Origin of the sequence: Pseudomonas baltica (assembly GCF_014235765.1) — a bacterium.
In the GTDB taxonomy this organism is placed as follows: domain Bacteria; phylum Pseudomonadota; class Gammaproteobacteria; order Pseudomonadales; family Pseudomonadaceae; genus Aquipseudomonas; species Aquipseudomonas baltica.
This window is the reverse complement of sequence record NZ_JACMYH010000008.1, coordinates 1-15,896: the sequence shown is the minus strand read 5'-3', so window position 1 is coordinate 15,896 and position 15,896 is coordinate 1. Positions and strand designations below refer to the sequence as shown.

The following is a 15,896-nucleotide window of genomic DNA, read 5'->3' as shown; positions in this document are numbered from 1 at the left end:
ACCGTGATTCCAGCCTGAATAGGTGCGCCATGCAGCCCTTCGCAATTGCCCCGTCCATCCTCTCCGCGGACTTCGCCCGCCTGGGCGAAGAAGTCGATAACGTGCTCGCCGCTGGCGCCGATATCGTCCACTTCGACGTGATGGACAACCACTATGTCCCCAACCTCACCATCGGCCCGATGGTGTGTGCGGCGCTGCGCAAATACGGCGTCAGCGCGCCCATCGATGTGCACCTGATGGTCAGCCCGGTCGACCGCATCATCGGCGACTTCATCGAGGCAGGTGCCAGCTACATCACCTTCCACCCCGAGGCGACCCAGCACATCGACCGCTCGCTGCAATTGATCCGCGAGGGCGGCTGCAAGGCCGGTCTGGTATTCAACCCGGCCACACCGCTGAACCTGCTCGAATACGTCATGGACAAGGTCGACATGATCCTCCTGATGAGCGTCAACCCCGGCTTCGGCGGCCAGAAGTTCATTCCCGGCACGCTGAACAAGCTGCGCGAAGCCCGCGCCCTGATCGACGCCAGCGGCCGCGATATCCGCCTGGAGATCGACGGTGGCGTCAACGTCGCCAACATCCGCGAGATCGCCGCCGCCGGGGCCGACACTTTCGTTGCCGGCTCGGCCATCTTCAACGCGCCGGACTACCGCCATGTGATCGAGCAAATGCGCACGGAATTGACGCTGGCCCGTTCATGAGTGCCATGGAGCGGCTGTTTCCCGGCGGCCTGCCACGGCTGGTGATGTTCGACCTGGACGGCACGCTGGTGGACTCCGTACCCGATCTGGCCGCCGCCGTCGACACCATGCTGGCCCAGTTGGGGCGCGCGCCGGCGGGGCTCGAAGCTGTCCGCGAATGGGTTGGCAACGGTGCCCGCGTGCTGGTTCGCCGGGCGCTCGCGGGTGGCCTCGAGCACCAGCACGTGGGCGAGGCGGAAACCGCGCACGCCCTCGAGCTTTTCTCGGCGGCCTATGCGTCCAGCCATGCCTTGACCCAGGTCTACCCAGGCGTGCACGAAACACTGAAATGGCTGCACAAGAAACGCGTGAAGATGGCGCTGATCACCAACAAGCCGGAGCGCTTCGTCGCCCCCTTGCTGGACCAGATGGGCCTGGGCCGCTATTTCAAGTGGATCATTGGCGGCGACACGCTGCCCCAGCAGAAGCCCGATCCGGCTGCCCTGTTTTTCGTCATGAAAATGGCCAAGGTCAAGGCGCAGCATTCATTGTTCGTCGGCGATTCACGCAGCGACGTGCAGGCGGCCAAGGCTGCCGGCGTGACCTGTATTGCGCTCAGCTACGGCTACAATCACGGGCGTCCGATCGCCGAGGAATCACCGGCGCTGGTGATCGACGATCTGCGCGCGCTGATGCCTGGTTGCTTCGATCCGGCCACTGGGATAACGTTGGCCAACGGCAACTCCCCCGCTCATAGAGATTCCATCGTGGTGGTCACTCGCAAACTCTGGATGAAAGTCATCAAGGCCCTGGCCCGCTGGCGTTGGCGCGCCTGACTTTTCCGTTCCAACGTTTGCCCACAGACCGTTCGACCCCTCCATCACGAGGCTGAATCATGACCCGCGAAGACTTCCTGCGCCTGGCTGCCGAAGGCTACAACCGCATTCCGATGGCCCACGAAACCCTGGCCGACTTCGACACCCCCCTGTCCATCTACCTGAAGCTGGCCGACCAGCCCAATTCCTACCTGCTGGAATCTGTGCAGGGCGGCGAGAAGTGGGGCCGTTACTCGATCATCGGCCTGCCGTGCCGCACCGTCCTGCGCGTCCATGGCTACCACGCCAGCGTGACCTGCGACGGCGTTGAGATCGAAGCGTGCGAAGTCGAAGACCCGTTGGCCTTCGTCGAAGCTTTCAAGGCGCGCTACAACGTGCCGACCATTGCCGGCCTGCCACGCTTCAACGGTGGCCTGGTCGGTTACTTCGGCTACGACTGCGTGCGCTACGTTGAGAAACGCCTGGGCCCGTGCCCCAACCCCGATCCGCTGGGGGTTCCGGACATCCTGCTGATGGTGTCCGACGCCGTGGTGGTGTTCGACAACCTGGCGGGCAAGATGCACGCCATCGTCCTCGCCGATCCGGCCCAGTCCGACGCCTACGAACAGGCCCGCAGCCAGCTCGAAACCTTGATGGAGCGACTGCGCCAGCCCATCGCTCCGCGCCGCGGTCTGGATTTCAACCGCCCGCAGGCCAGTGACCCGGTGTTTCGTTCAAGCTTTACCCAGTCCGACTACGAAGGCGCCGTCGACACCATCAAGGAGTACATCCTGGCGGGCGACGTCATGCAGGTGGTGCCGTCGCAGCGCATGTCCATCGACTTCAAGGCCGCGCCGATCGACCTGTACCGCGCACTGCGCTGCTTCAACCCGACGCCCTACATGTACTTTTTCAATTTCGGCGACTTCCATGTGGTCGGCAGCTCACCCGAAGTGCTGGTGCGTGTCGAGGACGACCTGATCACCGTACGCCCGATTGCCGGCACGCGCCCACGCGGTGCTACCGAGGAAGCCGACCATGCGCTTGAAGTCGACCTGCTGTCCGACGACAAGGAGATCGCCGAGCACTTGATGTTGATCGACCTGGGCCGCAACGACGTGGGCCGGGTATCGGAAGTCGGCTCGGTGAAGCTGACCGAAAAGATGGTCATCGAGCGTTACTCCAACGTGATGCACATCGTGTCCAACGTGACCGGCCACCTCAAGCAGGGCCTGACCGCGATGGACGCCCTGCGCGCCATTCTGCCGGCCGGCACCTTGTCCGGCGCGCCGAAGATCCGCGCCATGGAAATCATCGACGAGCTGGAGCCGGTCAAGCGCGGTGTCTACGGCGGCGCGGTCGGCTACTTCGCCTGGAACGGCAACATGGACACCGCGATCGCCATTCGTACCGCGGTCATCAAGAACGGCGAGCTGCACGTGCAGGCCGGCGGCGGCATCGTCGCCGACTCGGTGCCTGCGCTGGAATGGGAAGAGACGCTGAACAAGCGTCGCGCCATGTTCAAGGCCGTGGCCCTGGCCGAGCAGTCGCCAGACTGATTCCGGACCCGGCAAGCCAGTGTCCACCGGTTCCAGCGAGCCGGTGGTCCGTCAGCAGATTCGAGAGGTTAAGCACCATGTTGCTCATGATCGACAATTACGACTCCTTTACCTACAACGTCGTGCAGTACCTGGGCGAACTGGGCGCCGACGTCAAAGTCATCCGCAACGATGAACTCAGCATCGCCCAGATCGAAGCCTTGGCACCTGAGCGCATCGTCGTGTCGCCCGGTCCGTGCACCCCCAACGAAGCCGGTGTTTCCCTAGACGTGATCCGGCATTTTGCCGGCAAGCTGCCGATCCTTGGCGTCTGCCTGGGCCATCAGTCCATCGGCCAGGCCTTCGGTGGCGACGTGGTCCGCGCCCGTCAGGTCATGCACGGCAAGACCAGCCCGATCACCCACACCGACCTGGGCGTGTTCGAAGGTCTCAACCATCCGCTGACGGTCACCCGCTACCATTCTTTGGTCGTGAAGGCGCAGACCTTGCCCGAGTGCCTGGAGCTCACGGCCTGGACCACCCACGAAGACGGCACTGTGGACGAAATCATGGGCCTGCGGCACAAGACCCTGAATGTCGAAGGCGTGCAGTTCCACCCCGAATCGATCCTGACCGAGCAAGGCCACGAGCTGTTCGCCAACTTTCTCAAGCAGACCGGCGGCAGCCGCCAGGGCTAAGGAATACCCATGGATATCAAGAGCGCGCTGACCCGTATCGTCAGCCAGCTGGACCTCACCACCGAGGAAATGCGCGCGGTGATGCTCGACATCATGACCGGCCAGTGCAGCGAAGCGCAGATCGGCGCCTTCATGATGGGCATGCGCATGAAAAGCGAAACCATCGACGAGATCGTCGGCGCCGTGACGGCGATGCGCGAACTCGCCAGCAAGGTCGAACTGCGAACCCTGGACAAAGTGGTCGACATCGTCGGCACCGGTGGCGACGGCGCCAACATCTTCAACGTGTCCACCGCCTCGGCATTGGTCGTCGCGGCAGCCGGCTGCACGGTGGCCAAGCATGGCAACCGCGCGGTGTCCGGCAAGAGCGGCAGCGCCGACCTGCTCGAAGCTGCCGGCGTCTACCTCAACCTGGACGCACAGCAGGTCGCCCGCTGCATCGACAGCGTCGGCATCGGCTTCATGTTCGCCCAGGCCCATCACAGTGCCATGAAGCACGCGGCCATCCCGCGCCGCGACCTGGGCCTGCGGACCCTGTTCAACATGCTCGGCCCGCTGACCAACCCGGCCGGCGTCAAGCATCAGGTGGTGGGTGTGTTCACCCAGGCCTTGTGCCGACCGCTGGCCGAAGTGCTCGCGCGCCTAGGCAGCAAGCATGTACTGGTGGTGCATTCGCGCGATGGCCTGGACGAATTCAGCCTTGCCGCGCCGACCTTCGTTGCCGAGCTCAAGAATGGCGAGGTCAGCGAATATTGGGTCGAGCCCGAAGACCTCGGCATCAAGAGCCAGAGCTTGCATGGCCTGGTGGTCGACAGCCCGGCAGCCTCGCTCGAATTGATCCGCGACGCCTTGGGTCGGCGCAAGACCGAGCAGGGCGAGAAAGCGGCCGAAATGATCGTGCTCAACGCCGGCGCCGCGCTGTACGCTGCCGATGTAGCGAGCAGCCTGAAAGAGGGCGTGGCCATGGCTCACGATGCATTGCACACCGGGCTGGCCCGCGAAAAGCTCGAAGAACTGGGTGCCTTTACCGCGGTATTCAAGCAGGAGAACGAAGCATGAGCGTGCCCACCGTGCTGGAAAACATACTGGCGCGCAAGACGCAGGAAGTGGCCGAGCGGCGCGCGCGGGTCAGCCTCGCCGAGCTTGAGCGTCTTGCCACCGCGGCCGACGCGCCGCGCAGGTTTGCCCAGGCCTTGATCACCCAGGCTGCTTCGAAGCGGCCAGCCGTGATCGCCGAGGTCAAGAAAGCTTCGCCAAGCAAGGGCGTCATCCGCGAACACTTCGTTCCGGCCGACATCGCCCGCAGCTACGAGAAGGGCGGGGCTACCTGCCTGTCGGTGCTGACCGACATCGACTTTTTCCAGGGCGCCGACCTGTACTTGCAACAGGCACGCGGCGCCTGCCAGCTGCCGGTGATCCGCAAGGACTTCATGATCGACCCCTATCAGGTGATCGAGGCACGGGCACTGGGCGCCGACTGTATCCTGCTGATCGTCTCGGCACTGCAGGATGCGCAAATGGCTGAACTTGCCGCAGTGGCCAAAGGGCTCGGCCTCGACGTACTGGTCGAAGTGCACGACGGCGATGAGCTGGAGCGCGCGCTGAACACCCTGGACACGCCGCTGGTCGGGGTCAACAACCGCAACCTGCACACCTTCGACGTCAGCCTGGAAACCACCCTGGATCTGCTTCCACGCATTCCACGTGATCGCCTGGTGATCACCGAGAGCGGAATTTTCAACCGCGCCGATGTCCAGTTGATGGAAATCAACGGGGTCTATTCCTTCCTGGTCGGCGAAGCATTCATGCGCGCCGAAGATCCAGGCCTGGAGCTGCAACGGCTGTTCTTCCCCTGATCCAATGGCCGCCTTGGCCTTCACCTCATGAGTCTCAGTCAATGCTTGTGCATTTGCCTACGGAACAGGGTTTGCGCGCCGAGCAGGATCTGCTCGGCGCTGTCTGCAAAGGCGAACAACCCTGGGGTTTGCTGTTCTGGTGCCCGACGGATCGCACGCTGGTGATGCCACGACGCATGAGCCGCCTCGATGGTTTCCAAGAGGCCAGCCTCGCCTCGGCCGCCAGCGGCTGGCCGGTGCTGCTGCGCGAAACCGGCGGCGAACCGGTGCCGCAGTCGTCATCCACCATCAACGTCGCGTTGGTGTATGTGGCTCCGCAGCCTGAAGGCGATCAGCATCGTATCGAAACGGCTTACCGCCGCCTGTGCCAGCCGTTGCTCGATGCCCTCGAACGACTGGGTGGCAGTGCGTCGTTGGGTGAAATAGAAGGGGCTTTTTGCGATGGCCGTTTCAACGTCAATCTCGACGGCCGCAAATGGGTCGGCACGGCGCAGCGTTGGCGCCAGGGCTTGAGCGGCACACGTCCGGTGGTGTTGGTGCACGGGGCGATGCTGATGGATGACGAGCGTGAATCCATGGCAGCAGCGGTCAATCTGTTCAATCGGCAATGTGGTCTGGAACAGCGGGTCAAGGCCGACAGCCATATCGCGCTGCATGAGCGTCATCCCGCCCCTGACCTGATCGACGAGCTGCACGCCGTCTATACGCGGATGCTGTCGGCGTTGGCTTGAACGCTGCCCGAGCGTGGAGGCTGCCTTGCGCTCAACGCGTGCCGAACACCACCATGGTCTTGCCTTTGACATGGACCACGCTGCGCTCTTCAAGATCCTTGAGCACGCGACCGACCATCTCCCGTGAACAACCCACGATACGCCCGATTTCCTGCCGGGTGATCTTGATCTGCATGCCATCGGGGTGGGTCATGGCGTCGGGCTGCTTGCACAGGTCGAGCAGGCAGCGGGCAACCCGTCCGGTCACATCGAAGAACGCCAGGTCGCCGACCTTGCGCGTGGTGTCGCGCAGACGTTGCGCCATCTGCCCACCCACCGCGTAGAGCATCTCCGGCTCCTGCTGGGCCAATTCGCGAAACGCGGCATAGCTGATCTGCACCACTTCGCATTCGGTCTTGGCGCGTACCCATGCGTTGTGTGCCTGTGTGCCGCTTGCAGTCTGAAACAGGCCCAGCTCGCCGAAGAAATCGCCAACGTTGAGGTAGGCAATCACCAGCTCCCGGCCTTCCTCCGCCTCGATCACCACCGTCGCCGAACCTTTGAGAATCAACGAAAGCGAGTCGTCACGCGCACCTGCGGCGATCAAGGTGGTCTTGGCGGCGAACCGATAACGCTGACCGTGTGCGAGCAGCTTCTCGAGGTTCTTGATCTTGTGCGCGGCAGCGGTCATGACTTGGTTCCGGAAAGGGCAATCTATCTGCATGAATCACGGCGATACGCCAGTACATTGGCGTCAGCTTATCAGACACACTCTAGAGTCACACGCCATTTAGACGGCGAGGCAGGCGGTTCGGCCGATCCTGCCTCATCAATCGTTACAACTGCGCTGTGTTAAGCTCGTCCGCTTTATGAACACGGGAGTCCGGAAAGATGAAGGCGCGTATTCAATGGGCCGGCGAGGCCATGTTTCTGGGCGAGTCAGGCAGCGGCCATGTCGTGGTCATGGACGGGCCTCCCGAAAGCGGCGGTCGCAACCTGGGCGTGCGCCCCATGGAAATGTTGCTGCTGGGCCTGGGCGGCTGCAGCAACTATGACGTGGTCAGCATCCTCAAGAAATCGCGGCAACCCATCGAAAGCTGCGAGGCCTTTCTGGAAGCCGAACGCGCCAGCGAAGACCCCAAGGTCTTCACCAAGATCCACCTGCATTTCGTGGTCAAGGGCCGCGGCTTGAAAGAGGCCCAGGTCAAGCGTGCGGTGGAACTCTCGGCAGAGAAGTATTGCTCGGCATCCATCATGCTGGGACGCGCCGGCGTCGAGATCACCCATGACTACGAGATCGTCGAGCTGGGATGAATGAAAAAGGGCGCTCACCGAGCGCCCTTTCTGCATGCCCTATGCGCATTCAGATGCGATAGGTGCTCTTGGTCATGACCTTGGCCAGCAAACTCATGCCAAAGCGTATCGGTGCCGGAAACCTGGCTCCGCCGGCGTCGAGCGCCGATTCGGCGTGGGCCTGCTCATCACTGCGCATCTGCGCCAGAATCGCCCGCGATTTCACGTCCTCGGCAGGCAGTTGCAGCAGATGCTCGTCGAGGTGCTTGACCACCTGATGCTCGGTGGCTGCCACGAAGCCCAGGCTCACACGGTCACTGATAATCCCTGCGGCTGCACCGATACCGAACGACATCCCATAGAACAGCGGATTGAGCACGCTGGTATGGCTGCCCAATTGACGAATGCGCTGCTCGCACCAGGCCAGGTGATCCACTTCCTCTTCTGCTGCATGCTCCATGGCCTTGCGCACCTGGGGCAGCTTCGCGGTCAGTGCCTGGCCTTGGTACAGTGCCTGCGCGCAGACCTCACCGGTGTGATTGATGCGCATCAGTCCGGCCACGTGCCGGCTCTGTTGCTTGTCCATCGTCACCTCGGGCTGGACGACGGCCGGCGACGGTCGCGACGGATGGCCGCTGAACGGCAGCAGGGTGCGCATGGCCGTGTCGGCCTGCAGCAACAATCGGTCAATCGGCGAGTAGTGACGCTGGGTAGCCATGGGCACCTCCGTTGAAATCTTGCCTGCATGTTGGCGCACGAGCGCGCAGCACTGGGCTGCGGCTCGAATGAATGCCGGTCAGCCGGGCGGCCAGTTCATCTGGCGCTGCCCCAGCACATGCATGTGTATGTGGTAGACGGTCTGACCGCCCAGTTCGTTGCAGTTCATCACCACCCGGAAACCTTCTTCGCAACCCAGCTCCTTGGCCAGGCGCTGGGCGGTGTACAGAATGTGCCCTGCCAGGCCCTTGTCGTCTTCGGTCAGGTCGTTGAGCGTACGGATGGCCTTTTTCGGGATGACCAGGAAATGCACCGGAGCCTGGGGCGCAATATCGTGGAAGGCCAACACCTGGTCGTCCTCGTAGATGATCCTGGCCGGAATCTCCCGGTTGATGATCTTGGTAAACAGAGTATCCACAATGCATCTCCATGGCGGTCGAAGGGTCAGTGTACTGAGGCTTGCGTCCAGCGCCCAGTGTTGCCTGCTTCAATGCGGGGCATAGGCCTTGTTGATCCACCCGGCCAATCTCCGCGTCAGCCAGCGCGGGAACAGGCGTGGAGCCCTTGCCAGCCAGCCATTGCGCCGTCCGGGCACGATCACCGCGCGATCGCGGGCGAGCGCGCGCACGGTCTGCAAGGCGACCTGCTCGGCGTCCAGCACCAGCGAGCTGCCCGCCAGGCGCGGAATTCGCCGTTGGCTTGCGCGTACGGGGCCCGGACACAGCACCGAGACCTTCACCCCGGTCTGCTTGAGTTCCTCGCGCAACCCTTCGGAAAAATGCAGGACATAGGCCTTGCTGGCCGCATAGCTGCTCATCCATGGGCCGGGTTGAAACGCGGCCAGCGAGGCTACATTGAGAATCTGCCCACCGCCCTGCACGGCCATGGCGTTGCCCAGGGCATGGCAGAGGCGGGTCAGGGCCAGAATGTTCAGTTCGATCAGGTCCTGTTCCTGGCTCCAGTCCTGGGCAAGAAAGTGCCCATGGGAGCGCACGGCGGCACAGTTCACCAGCAGGTCGATCTGACGTTCGCTTTCCTCGAGCTCCAGCAGGAAGCCGGATAGCCGCAATGGCTCGCCGAGGTCACAGGCACGAAACAGTACTTCCACACCAAAGCGCTGGGTCAGTTCAGCGGCAATGATTTCCAGCGGGTCACGGTGGCGCGCCACCAGCAGCAGGCTGCGTCCGCGCCTGGCCAGGGCTTCGGCCATGGCCAGGCCCAGGCCTGCCGACGCGCCTGTGATCATGGCATAACGGGTCATCGAATTCTCCATACCCGCGCCAGGCAAGCTGGCGCGATTTCATATGGACAGTCTACAGGGCGCACCGGCTTTGAGCGCGTTGCTTGTGCGCAGGATCAGAATGGCTTGACCACCACCAGAATCACTACGGCCAGCAGTACCAGCACCGGAATTTCGTTGAACCAGCGGAAAAACACATGGCTGCGCTTGTTTTCGCCCCGTGCGAAACGCTTCATCTGCGCGCCGCATACGTGGTGATAGCCGGTCAACAAGATGACCAGGGTCAGCTTGGCATGCATCCACCCTTGGCTCATCCAGCCTGGCGACAGCGCGATCAGCCAGATGCCGAAGATGAACGTGGCGATCATCGCCGGCGTCATGATCCCGCGGTACAGCTTGCGCTCCATGACGGCGAAGCGTTCGCGGCTGACGGTGTCCTCGCTCTGAGCGTGGTAGACGAACAGGCGCGGCAGGTAGAACAACCCGGCAAACCAGCAGACGACGCTGACGATGTGCAGGGCCTTGATCCATAGATAAAGCATTTCCAGTTATTCCCAGGTTCACGGTAGCGTCGATAGTAGAGTCTGCCAGCGCCCACGTCATCTCAACGGTTGTTACACAGACGCAGGCCCCCTATCATCGAAGGCTTTCCAGTCGCATCGTGAAGAGGGCAGTTTATGGTCAAGGTCGGTATCGTCGGCGGCACGGGTTATACCGGGGTCGAACTACTGCGTCTGCTGGCGCAGCATCCGCAGGCGCAGGTAGAGGTCATTACCTCCCGATCCGAGGCTGGCCTGCCCGTTGCCGACCTGTACCCCAACCTGCGAGGCCACTACGACGGCCTGGCGTTCAGCGTCCCTGACATCAAGACGTTGGGTGCTTGCGACGTGGTGTTCTTCGCCACGCCCCATGGCGTCGCCCATGCCCTGGCCGGTGAGCTGCTCGCGGCGGGAACCAGGATCATCGATCTGTCCGCCGACTTCCGTCTGCAGGATGCCGATGAATGGGCCAAATGGTACGGCCAGCCCCATGGTGCACCGGAACTGCTGGCCGACGCTGTCTACGGCTTGCCCGAGGTCAACCGCGAGCAGATCCGCCAGGCGCGTCTGATCGCCGTGCCGGGTTGCTATCCCACGGCCACTCAGCTCGGTTTCCTGCCGCTGCTCGAGGCCGGCCTGGCCGACAACACGCGCCTGATCGCCGACTGCAAGTCGGGTGTCAGCGGCGCGGGTCGTGGCGCCAGCGTAGGCTCGTTGTTCTGCGAGGCGGGTGAAAGCATGAAGGCCTACGCAGTCAAGGGGCATCGCCATCTGCCTGAAATCACCCAGGGCTTGCGTCGCGCGGCTGGCGGCGAAGTGGGCCTGACCTTCGTTCCCCATCTCACTCCAATGATCCGTGGCATTCACTCCACGCTGTACGCCACCGTCGTCGACAAATCGGTCGATCTGCAAGCGTTGTACGAGGCGCGTTATGCCGACGAGCCGTTCGTCGATGTCATGCCAGCCGGCAGCCACCCCGAGACCCGCAGCGTACGCGGCGCCAATGTCTGCCGGATCGCCGTGCATCGCCCACAGGACGGTGATCTGGTCGTCGTGCTTTCGGTCATCGACAACCTGGTCAAGGGGGCGTCGGGCCAGGCCGTACAGAACATGAACATCCTGTTCGGCCTGGACGAGCGCTTCGGTCTGTCTCACGCCGGCATGCTCCCCTGACGCTTGCCGCAGTGCTTTCCAGAGGCCCGCTTGCGGGCCTCTCTGCGTTTGCCACTGGCTAATTCTTGACCATTTTCGTAGGAGAAGCGGATAATGCCGCCATTGAGCATTATGACGGCGTACGCCGGGAGAACTTCTACATGAGCGTCGAATCCTTTACCCCCATGGCTTTGCAATTCACCCAAGGGGCCGCCATCAAGGTCAAGAACCTGGTCGACGAAGAGGGTAATGATCGCCTCAAGCTGCGCGTCTTCGTCACCGGTGGCGGCTGCTCGGGCTTCCAGTATGGCTTCACCTTCGATGAAGACGTTGCCGAAGACGACACCATCGTCGAGCGCGAAGGCGTCAGCCTGGTGGTCGATCCCATGAGCTTCCAGTACCTGGCCGGCGCGCAGGTGGATTACCAGGAAGGTCTGGAAGGTTCGCGGTTCGTCATCAACAACCCGAACGCCAGCACCACTTGCGGTTGCGGTCAGTCCTTCTCGATCTGATCCAGCGCCAACGCAAAAACGCCGTGCATCTGCACGGCGTTTTCGTTTCAGGCTTCAGGCGTCAAGCCGGGTATATAGCGCCCAGCACTCGCAGACCGCGTGCGCCAGTCACGCTCGGCCGATTGGCGGCTATGCCCTGCAGGCAGCAATCGGCCAGCCAGGCGAACGCCATTGCCTCGACCCAGTCCGGGTCGACACCGGCTTTCGCCGTACTGGCCACCTGAGCTTCTGGCAACAAGGCTTGCAGGCGCGTCATCAGCGTCTGGTTGTGCGCGCCGCCGCCACACACCAGCAGCGCATGGGTGGTCGGCTGGGCGACACGCAGCGACTGTACGGTACTCTGCGCGGTCAGCTCGAGAAGCGTTGCCTGAACGTCGGCATCGGCGAGCGCGGGCCGCGCCTCCAGGTGTCGCTGCAGCCACCCCAGATTGAACACCTCGCGGCCCGTGCTTTTCGGTCCGCTGCCAGCGAAGAACGGGTCGCCCAGCAGCGCGCCGAGCAAATGCGGCTGTAGCGTGCCGGTTGCTGCCCAGGCGCCACCCTGGTCATAGTCCAGGCCGCGCTTGAGCTGAATCCAGGCATCCATCAGCACATTGCCAGGTCCGCAATCGAAACCGCTGACCGGCGTATTCCCGCCAATCAGGCTGAGGTTGCTGAAACCACCCACGTTGAGCACCGCACGCGCCTCGCCTTCGGCGCCGAACAGGGCCTCGTGGAAAGCCGGCACCAGGGGAGCACCTTGACCACCGGCTGCGACATCGCGGCGGCGAAAATCGCCTACCACGGTGATCTGGGTCAGTTCTGCCAGCAGGGCAGGGTTGCCAATCTGCACGGTGAAGCCACGGGCAGGCTCGTGGCGAACGGTCTGGCCGTGGCTGCCGATGGCACGGATGTCTGCAGGGGCCAGTTGCTGTGCGGTGAGTAAGGCCGATATGCCATCAGCCGCCAACGCGACCCACTGGTTTTCCGCCAGAGCGGCCCGGGCTATCTCATCCGGCCCGCTGGCGCACAGTTCCAGCAGTTGCTGGCGCAGCGCTTCGGGCATAGGCACGTAGTGTGTCGCGACCAGCCGAGTCGAGCGGTCCTGCTCGATCAGGGCAATGTCCAGCCCGTCCAGGCTGGTGCCGGACATTACCCCCAGGTAGTAAGTCATGACTCAGCGCTTGCTCGCCAACAGCGTCGTCCGCTCGGCGTCCATCTTCGCCATCAACGGCTGGCTCAGCTGGTTGAAACGCTGTTTTTCGGCCTTGGCAATCGGGTCGGCCATCGGCAGCTTCTGGCCCAGTGGGTCAACATGGACACCATTGACCTGGAACTCGTAGTGCAAGTGCGGGCCCGTGGACAAACCGGTGGTGCCGATGTAGCCGATGACCTGGCCTTGCTTGACGCTGCCGCCGGTCTTGATGCCCTTGGCAAAGCCCTGCATGTGCCCGTACAGCGTGGTGTAGCTGTTGCCGTGCTGGATGATCACGGTATTGCCGTAGCCACCGCGGCGGCCGGCCAGCGTTACCTTGCCATCACCGGCGGCTTTGATCGGCGTGCCCCGTGGCGCTGCATAATCGACACCCTTGTGCGCGCGAATCTTGTTCAGGATCGGATGCTTGCGGCCCATCGAGAAGCGCGAGCTGATGCGGGCGAAGTCCACCGGGGTACGAATGAACGCCTTGCGCATGCTGTTGCCATCGGCGGTGTAGTAGTTGCTGTTGCCTTGCTTGTTGGTGTACCGGACTGCGGTATAGGTCTTGCCGCGGTTGGTAAAGCGCGCGGCCAGGATGCCGCCAGTGCCGATCACCTTGCCATTGAGTACGCGCTGCTCATAGATGATGTCGAATTCATCGCCCTGGCGAATATCCTGAGCGAAGTCCACGTCGTAGCCGAAGATGCTGGCCATGTCCATGGTCTGGCTGTGGGACAGTCCAGCGCGCGCCGCAGATTGCGACAGGGAGTTCTTGATGACTCCGTGCGCATAGGCTTCGCGCGTCACTGGCTTGCTGGTTTCACGCTCGAATGCGAAACCATTGCCGGCCTTGGTCAGGCGGATGGTGTCCAGCTCGCTGACTTTGCTGTGCAGGCCAAGCAGATCGCCTTCCGGCGACAGCTCGAACTCCAGCAGTTGCCCACGCTTGAGCTGGGTGAACTGCTTGGCCTTCTTGTCAGTGCCTACCACTTGGGCGGCGGTGGAAGCTGGCAGGCCAACCTTTTCGAACAGCGTGGAGAGCGTGTCGCCCTTGGCCACAACGACTTGACGGTGCGAAGGCTCTTTCTTGACCGCTGCGACGTCCTTGGCGACAGTCGCTTCCTTGCTCGCAGCTGCCTGAGAAGTAGCCGGCGCAGCTGGCTGTGCAGCCTGCTCGGTGTCTGTCGAATCGCTGGTCTCGATCTGGGCGAATGGCGCGGGAGCAGCCTGCTCGGCGATCGGGGCTACCGGAGTGTCCTGTTCGGCATCCTTGAGCTGTTCTGCGGGAGCCGGCATTTCCAGGCTCATGGTGGTGCGCTTTGCTTCCACATCGCTGGAGGGAAATACCAGCAAGGCAAGGCTGAGGAGGGCGGCTATGCCGCTGGCAGCCACAAGGTGGCTCTTCGGATAAAGCGGCGGCGCTTTAGGCGGTTGCTTGGTCATAGGTGATTTTTTGACTTTTGAAGATGGAAAGATGAGATGAATGACATGATGAAGATGAAATAACTGTATAAAATATAACCAAAACCCCTCTAAAGCAAGCTCGCAGACGTTTGCTTGGCGCCAATGAGTCACATCTGTGCTCGCGCCTTGTATTTGACCCGTGATCTTGTATCGTTGAGCCCTTTGAATCCGAGCGTTGTAGGACCTATATGAAGTCTGTTGAAGAGCAGCTGGCGCTGATCAAGCGCGGCACGGAAGAGGTGCTTGTCGAATCCGAACTGGTCGAGAAGCTCAAGCGCGGTCAGCCACTGCGTATCAAGGCAGGCTTCGACCCCACCGCTCCGGATCTGCACCTGGGTCACACGGTGCTGATCAACAAGCTTCGGCAGTTCCAGGAGCTGGGTCACCAGGTCATCTTCCTTATAGGTGACTTCACGGGCTCCATCGGTGATCCCAGTGGCAAGAGCGCCACGCGCCCGCCCTTGACCCGTGAGCAGGTGCTCGAGAATGCCGAAACCTACAAGGCCCAGGTGTTCAAGATCCTTGACCCGGCCAAAACCGAGGTGGCGTTCAACTCGACCTGGATGGACGTCCTCAGCCCGGCCGATTTCATTCGCCTGGCTTCGCAGTACACCGTGGCGCGTATGCTCGAGCGTGACGACTTCAGCAAGCGCTACACCAGCAACCAGCCGATCGCCATCCACGAGTTCCTCTATCCACTGGTTCAGGGTTATGACTCTGTCGCCCTGCGCGCAGACGTCGAGCTGGGCGGTACCGACCAGAAATTCAACTTGTTGATGGGGCGCGAGTTGCAGCGCGCCTATGGTCAGGAAGCTCAGTGCATCGTCACCCTGCCGTTGCTGGAAGGCTTGGACGGCGTGAAGAAGATGTCCAAGTCGCTGGGTAACTACGTCGGCATCCAGGAAGCGCCCGGCATCATGTACAGCAAGCTGGTCTCCATCCCGGATGCGTTGATGTGGCGTTACTTCGAACTGCTCAGCTTTCGCAGCATGGACGAGATCGAAGCGTTCAAGGCTGACGTGGAGGCCGGCGCCAATCCTCGTGACATCAAGATCAAGCTCGCCGAAGAAATCGTCGCGCGATTCCATGGCGAGGAAGCCGCCCAAAGCGCGCACAAGGCTGCGGGCAATCGCATGAAGGAGGGCGAGTTGCCGGAGGATCTGCCGGAAATGGATATCGCAGGCGCGGAAGATATGCCCATTGCCGCTATCCTTAATAAAGCAGGGATGGTCAAGAACGCCGCGGGCGCTCGCGATCTACTTAATGCCGGAAGTGTTCGTGTAGATGGCGTCGTGGTAGACCGGACATTCGTCTTCACGCTGGGTGCGACCCATATAGTGCAGGCCGGGAAGAAGGCTTTTGCCCGCATTACGCTAAAAAACGAATAATCCAAAACAAGGGCTTGACGGCGAATCTGTAGTGTCTATAATTCGCCCCACTTCCGGCGCAGCCGAAACAATAAACTCCTTGTTAATCAATGAGTTGGCTGTTTCAGAGGGTTA

18 protein-coding genes are annotated in these 15,896 nt (G+C 62.1%); 11 read left to right on the top strand and 7 right to left on the bottom strand.

Annotation, left to right across the window (positions count from 1 at the left end; genetic code table 11):
- Nucleotides 1-29: 29 nt before the first annotated feature.
- From rpe to H7993_RS18940, 7 genes are all read left to right on the top strand, one after another.
- On the top strand, nt 30-704 hold the full coding sequence (gene rpe / locus H7993_RS18970) for a ribulose-phosphate 3-epimerase (protein WP_122477170.1): 675 nt from the start codon (nt 30-32) through the stop codon (nt 702-704).
- A complete protein-coding gene (locus tag H7993_RS18965) occupies nt 701-1,519 on the top strand; it encodes a phosphoglycolate phosphatase (RefSeq protein WP_185795321.1) in 819 nt (272 codons plus the stop codon). Before rpe ends, H7993_RS18965 begins: the two co-directional genes overlap by 4 nt.
- Nucleotides 1,520-1,578: 59 nt before the next feature.
- Nucleotides 1,579-3,057 carry an anthranilate synthase component I gene (trpE, locus tag H7993_RS18960; protein WP_185795320.1) on the top strand — a complete coding sequence of 493 codons (1,479 nt, stop codon included), beginning with the start codon at nt 1,579-1,581 and terminating at the stop codon, nt 3,055-3,057.
- Nucleotides 3,058-3,134: 77 nt separating this feature from the next.
- Complete coding sequence (locus tag H7993_RS18955; RefSeq protein WP_122477174.1) at nt 3,135-3,734, top strand: aminodeoxychorismate/anthranilate synthase component II; 600 nt, start codon at nt 3,135-3,137, stop codon at nt 3,732-3,734.
- Nucleotides 3,735-3,743: 9 nt separating this feature from the next.
- Nucleotides 3,744-4,793 carry an anthranilate phosphoribosyltransferase gene (trpD, locus tag H7993_RS18950; RefSeq protein WP_122477175.1) on the top strand — a complete coding sequence of 350 codons (1,050 nt, stop codon included), beginning with the start codon at nt 3,744-3,746 and terminating at the stop codon, nt 4,791-4,793.
- Entirely contained in the window at nt 4,790-5,590 is an 801-nt protein-coding gene (trpC, locus tag H7993_RS18945) for an indole-3-glycerol phosphate synthase TrpC (protein WP_185795319.1), read from the top strand. The genes trpD and trpC overlap by 4 nt, the downstream gene beginning before the upstream one ends.
- A gap of 41 nt (nt 5,591-5,631) precedes the next feature.
- Complete coding sequence (locus H7993_RS18940; protein ID WP_185795318.1) at nt 5,632-6,321, top strand: lipoate--protein ligase family protein; 690 nt, start codon at nt 5,632-5,634, stop codon at nt 6,319-6,321.
- 31 nt (nt 6,322-6,352) lie between these two features.
- Here the strand turns inward: H7993_RS18940 and crp are convergent, their stop codons facing one another.
- Nucleotides 6,353-6,991, bottom strand: a complete 639-nt coding sequence (gene crp, locus H7993_RS18935) for a cAMP-activated global transcriptional regulator CRP (RefSeq protein WP_122714955.1) — start codon at nt 6,989-6,991, stop codon at nt 6,353-6,355.
- Nucleotides 6,992-7,191: 200 nt separating this feature from the next.
- Between crp and H7993_RS18930 the strand changes: the two genes are divergently transcribed.
- The gene (locus H7993_RS18930) at nt 7,192-7,614 is read left to right on the top strand and encodes an OsmC family protein (RefSeq protein WP_122477181.1); all 423 of its coding nucleotides are present in this window, start codon (nt 7,192-7,194) and stop codon (nt 7,612-7,614) included.
- A gap of 49 nt (nt 7,615-7,663) precedes the next feature.
- Here the strand turns inward: H7993_RS18930 and coq7 are convergent, their stop codons facing one another.
- The 4 genes from coq7 to hemJ form a co-directional block, all read right to left on the bottom strand.
- Nucleotides 7,664-8,311, bottom strand: coding sequence for a 2-polyprenyl-3-methyl-6-methoxy-1,4-benzoquinone monooxygenase (gene coq7, locus H7993_RS18925; protein WP_122714957.1), 648 nt, complete (start codon nt 8,309-8,311; stop codon nt 7,664-7,666).
- A 78-nt stretch (nt 8,312-8,389) separates the two neighbouring features.
- Nucleotides 8,390-8,728: an HIT domain-containing protein gene (locus tag H7993_RS18920; RefSeq protein ID WP_185795317.1), complete on the bottom strand. Its 339-nt coding sequence runs from the start codon at nt 8,726-8,728 to the stop codon at nt 8,390-8,392.
- Between the two features lie 69 nt (nt 8,729-8,797).
- Nucleotides 8,798-9,571: an SDR family NAD(P)-dependent oxidoreductase gene (locus H7993_RS18915; RefSeq protein ID WP_185795316.1), complete on the bottom strand. Its 774-nt coding sequence runs from the start codon at nt 9,569-9,571 to the stop codon at nt 8,798-8,800.
- A 95-nt stretch (nt 9,572-9,666) separates the two neighbouring features.
- Nucleotides 9,667-10,092: a protoporphyrinogen oxidase HemJ gene (gene hemJ / locus H7993_RS18910; protein ID WP_122477187.1), complete on the bottom strand. Its 426-nt coding sequence runs from the start codon at nt 10,090-10,092 to the stop codon at nt 9,667-9,669.
- Between the two features lie 135 nt (nt 10,093-10,227).
- Here hemJ and argC point away from each other — a divergent pair, with 135 nt between their 5' ends.
- Together argC and erpA are read left to right on the top strand one after the other, a co-directional pair.
- On the top strand, nt 10,228-11,262 hold the full coding sequence (gene argC, locus H7993_RS18905) for an N-acetyl-gamma-glutamyl-phosphate reductase (protein WP_185795315.1): 1,035 nt from the start codon (nt 10,228-10,230) through the stop codon (nt 11,260-11,262).
- Between the two features lie 140 nt (nt 11,263-11,402).
- On the top strand, nt 11,403-11,753 hold the full coding sequence (erpA, locus tag H7993_RS18900; RefSeq protein ID WP_122477191.1) for an iron-sulfur cluster insertion protein ErpA: 351 nt from the start codon (nt 11,403-11,405) through the stop codon (nt 11,751-11,753).
- Nucleotides 11,754-11,814: 61 nt separating this feature from the next.
- Here erpA and H7993_RS18895 read toward each other — a convergent pair whose 3' ends face one another.
- Together H7993_RS18895 and H7993_RS18890 are read right to left on the bottom strand one after the other, a co-directional pair.
- Nucleotides 11,815-12,906 (bottom strand): anhydro-N-acetylmuramic acid kinase, encoded by a 1,092-nt coding sequence (locus H7993_RS18895; RefSeq protein ID WP_185795314.1) that lies wholly within the window; start codon nt 12,904-12,906, stop codon nt 11,815-11,817.
- A gap of 3 nt (nt 12,907-12,909) precedes the next feature.
- Complete coding sequence (locus H7993_RS18890; protein WP_185795313.1) at nt 12,910-14,373, bottom strand: peptidoglycan DD-metalloendopeptidase family protein; 1,464 nt, start codon at nt 14,371-14,373, stop codon at nt 12,910-12,912.
- A gap of 209 nt (nt 14,374-14,582) precedes the next feature.
- Here H7993_RS18890 and tyrS point away from each other — a divergent pair, with 209 nt between their 5' ends.
- Complete coding sequence (gene tyrS, locus H7993_RS18885; RefSeq protein WP_185795312.1) at nt 14,583-15,782, top strand: tyrosine--tRNA ligase; 1,200 nt, start codon at nt 14,583-14,585, stop codon at nt 15,780-15,782.
- Nucleotides 15,783-15,896: the final 114 nt, after the last annotated feature.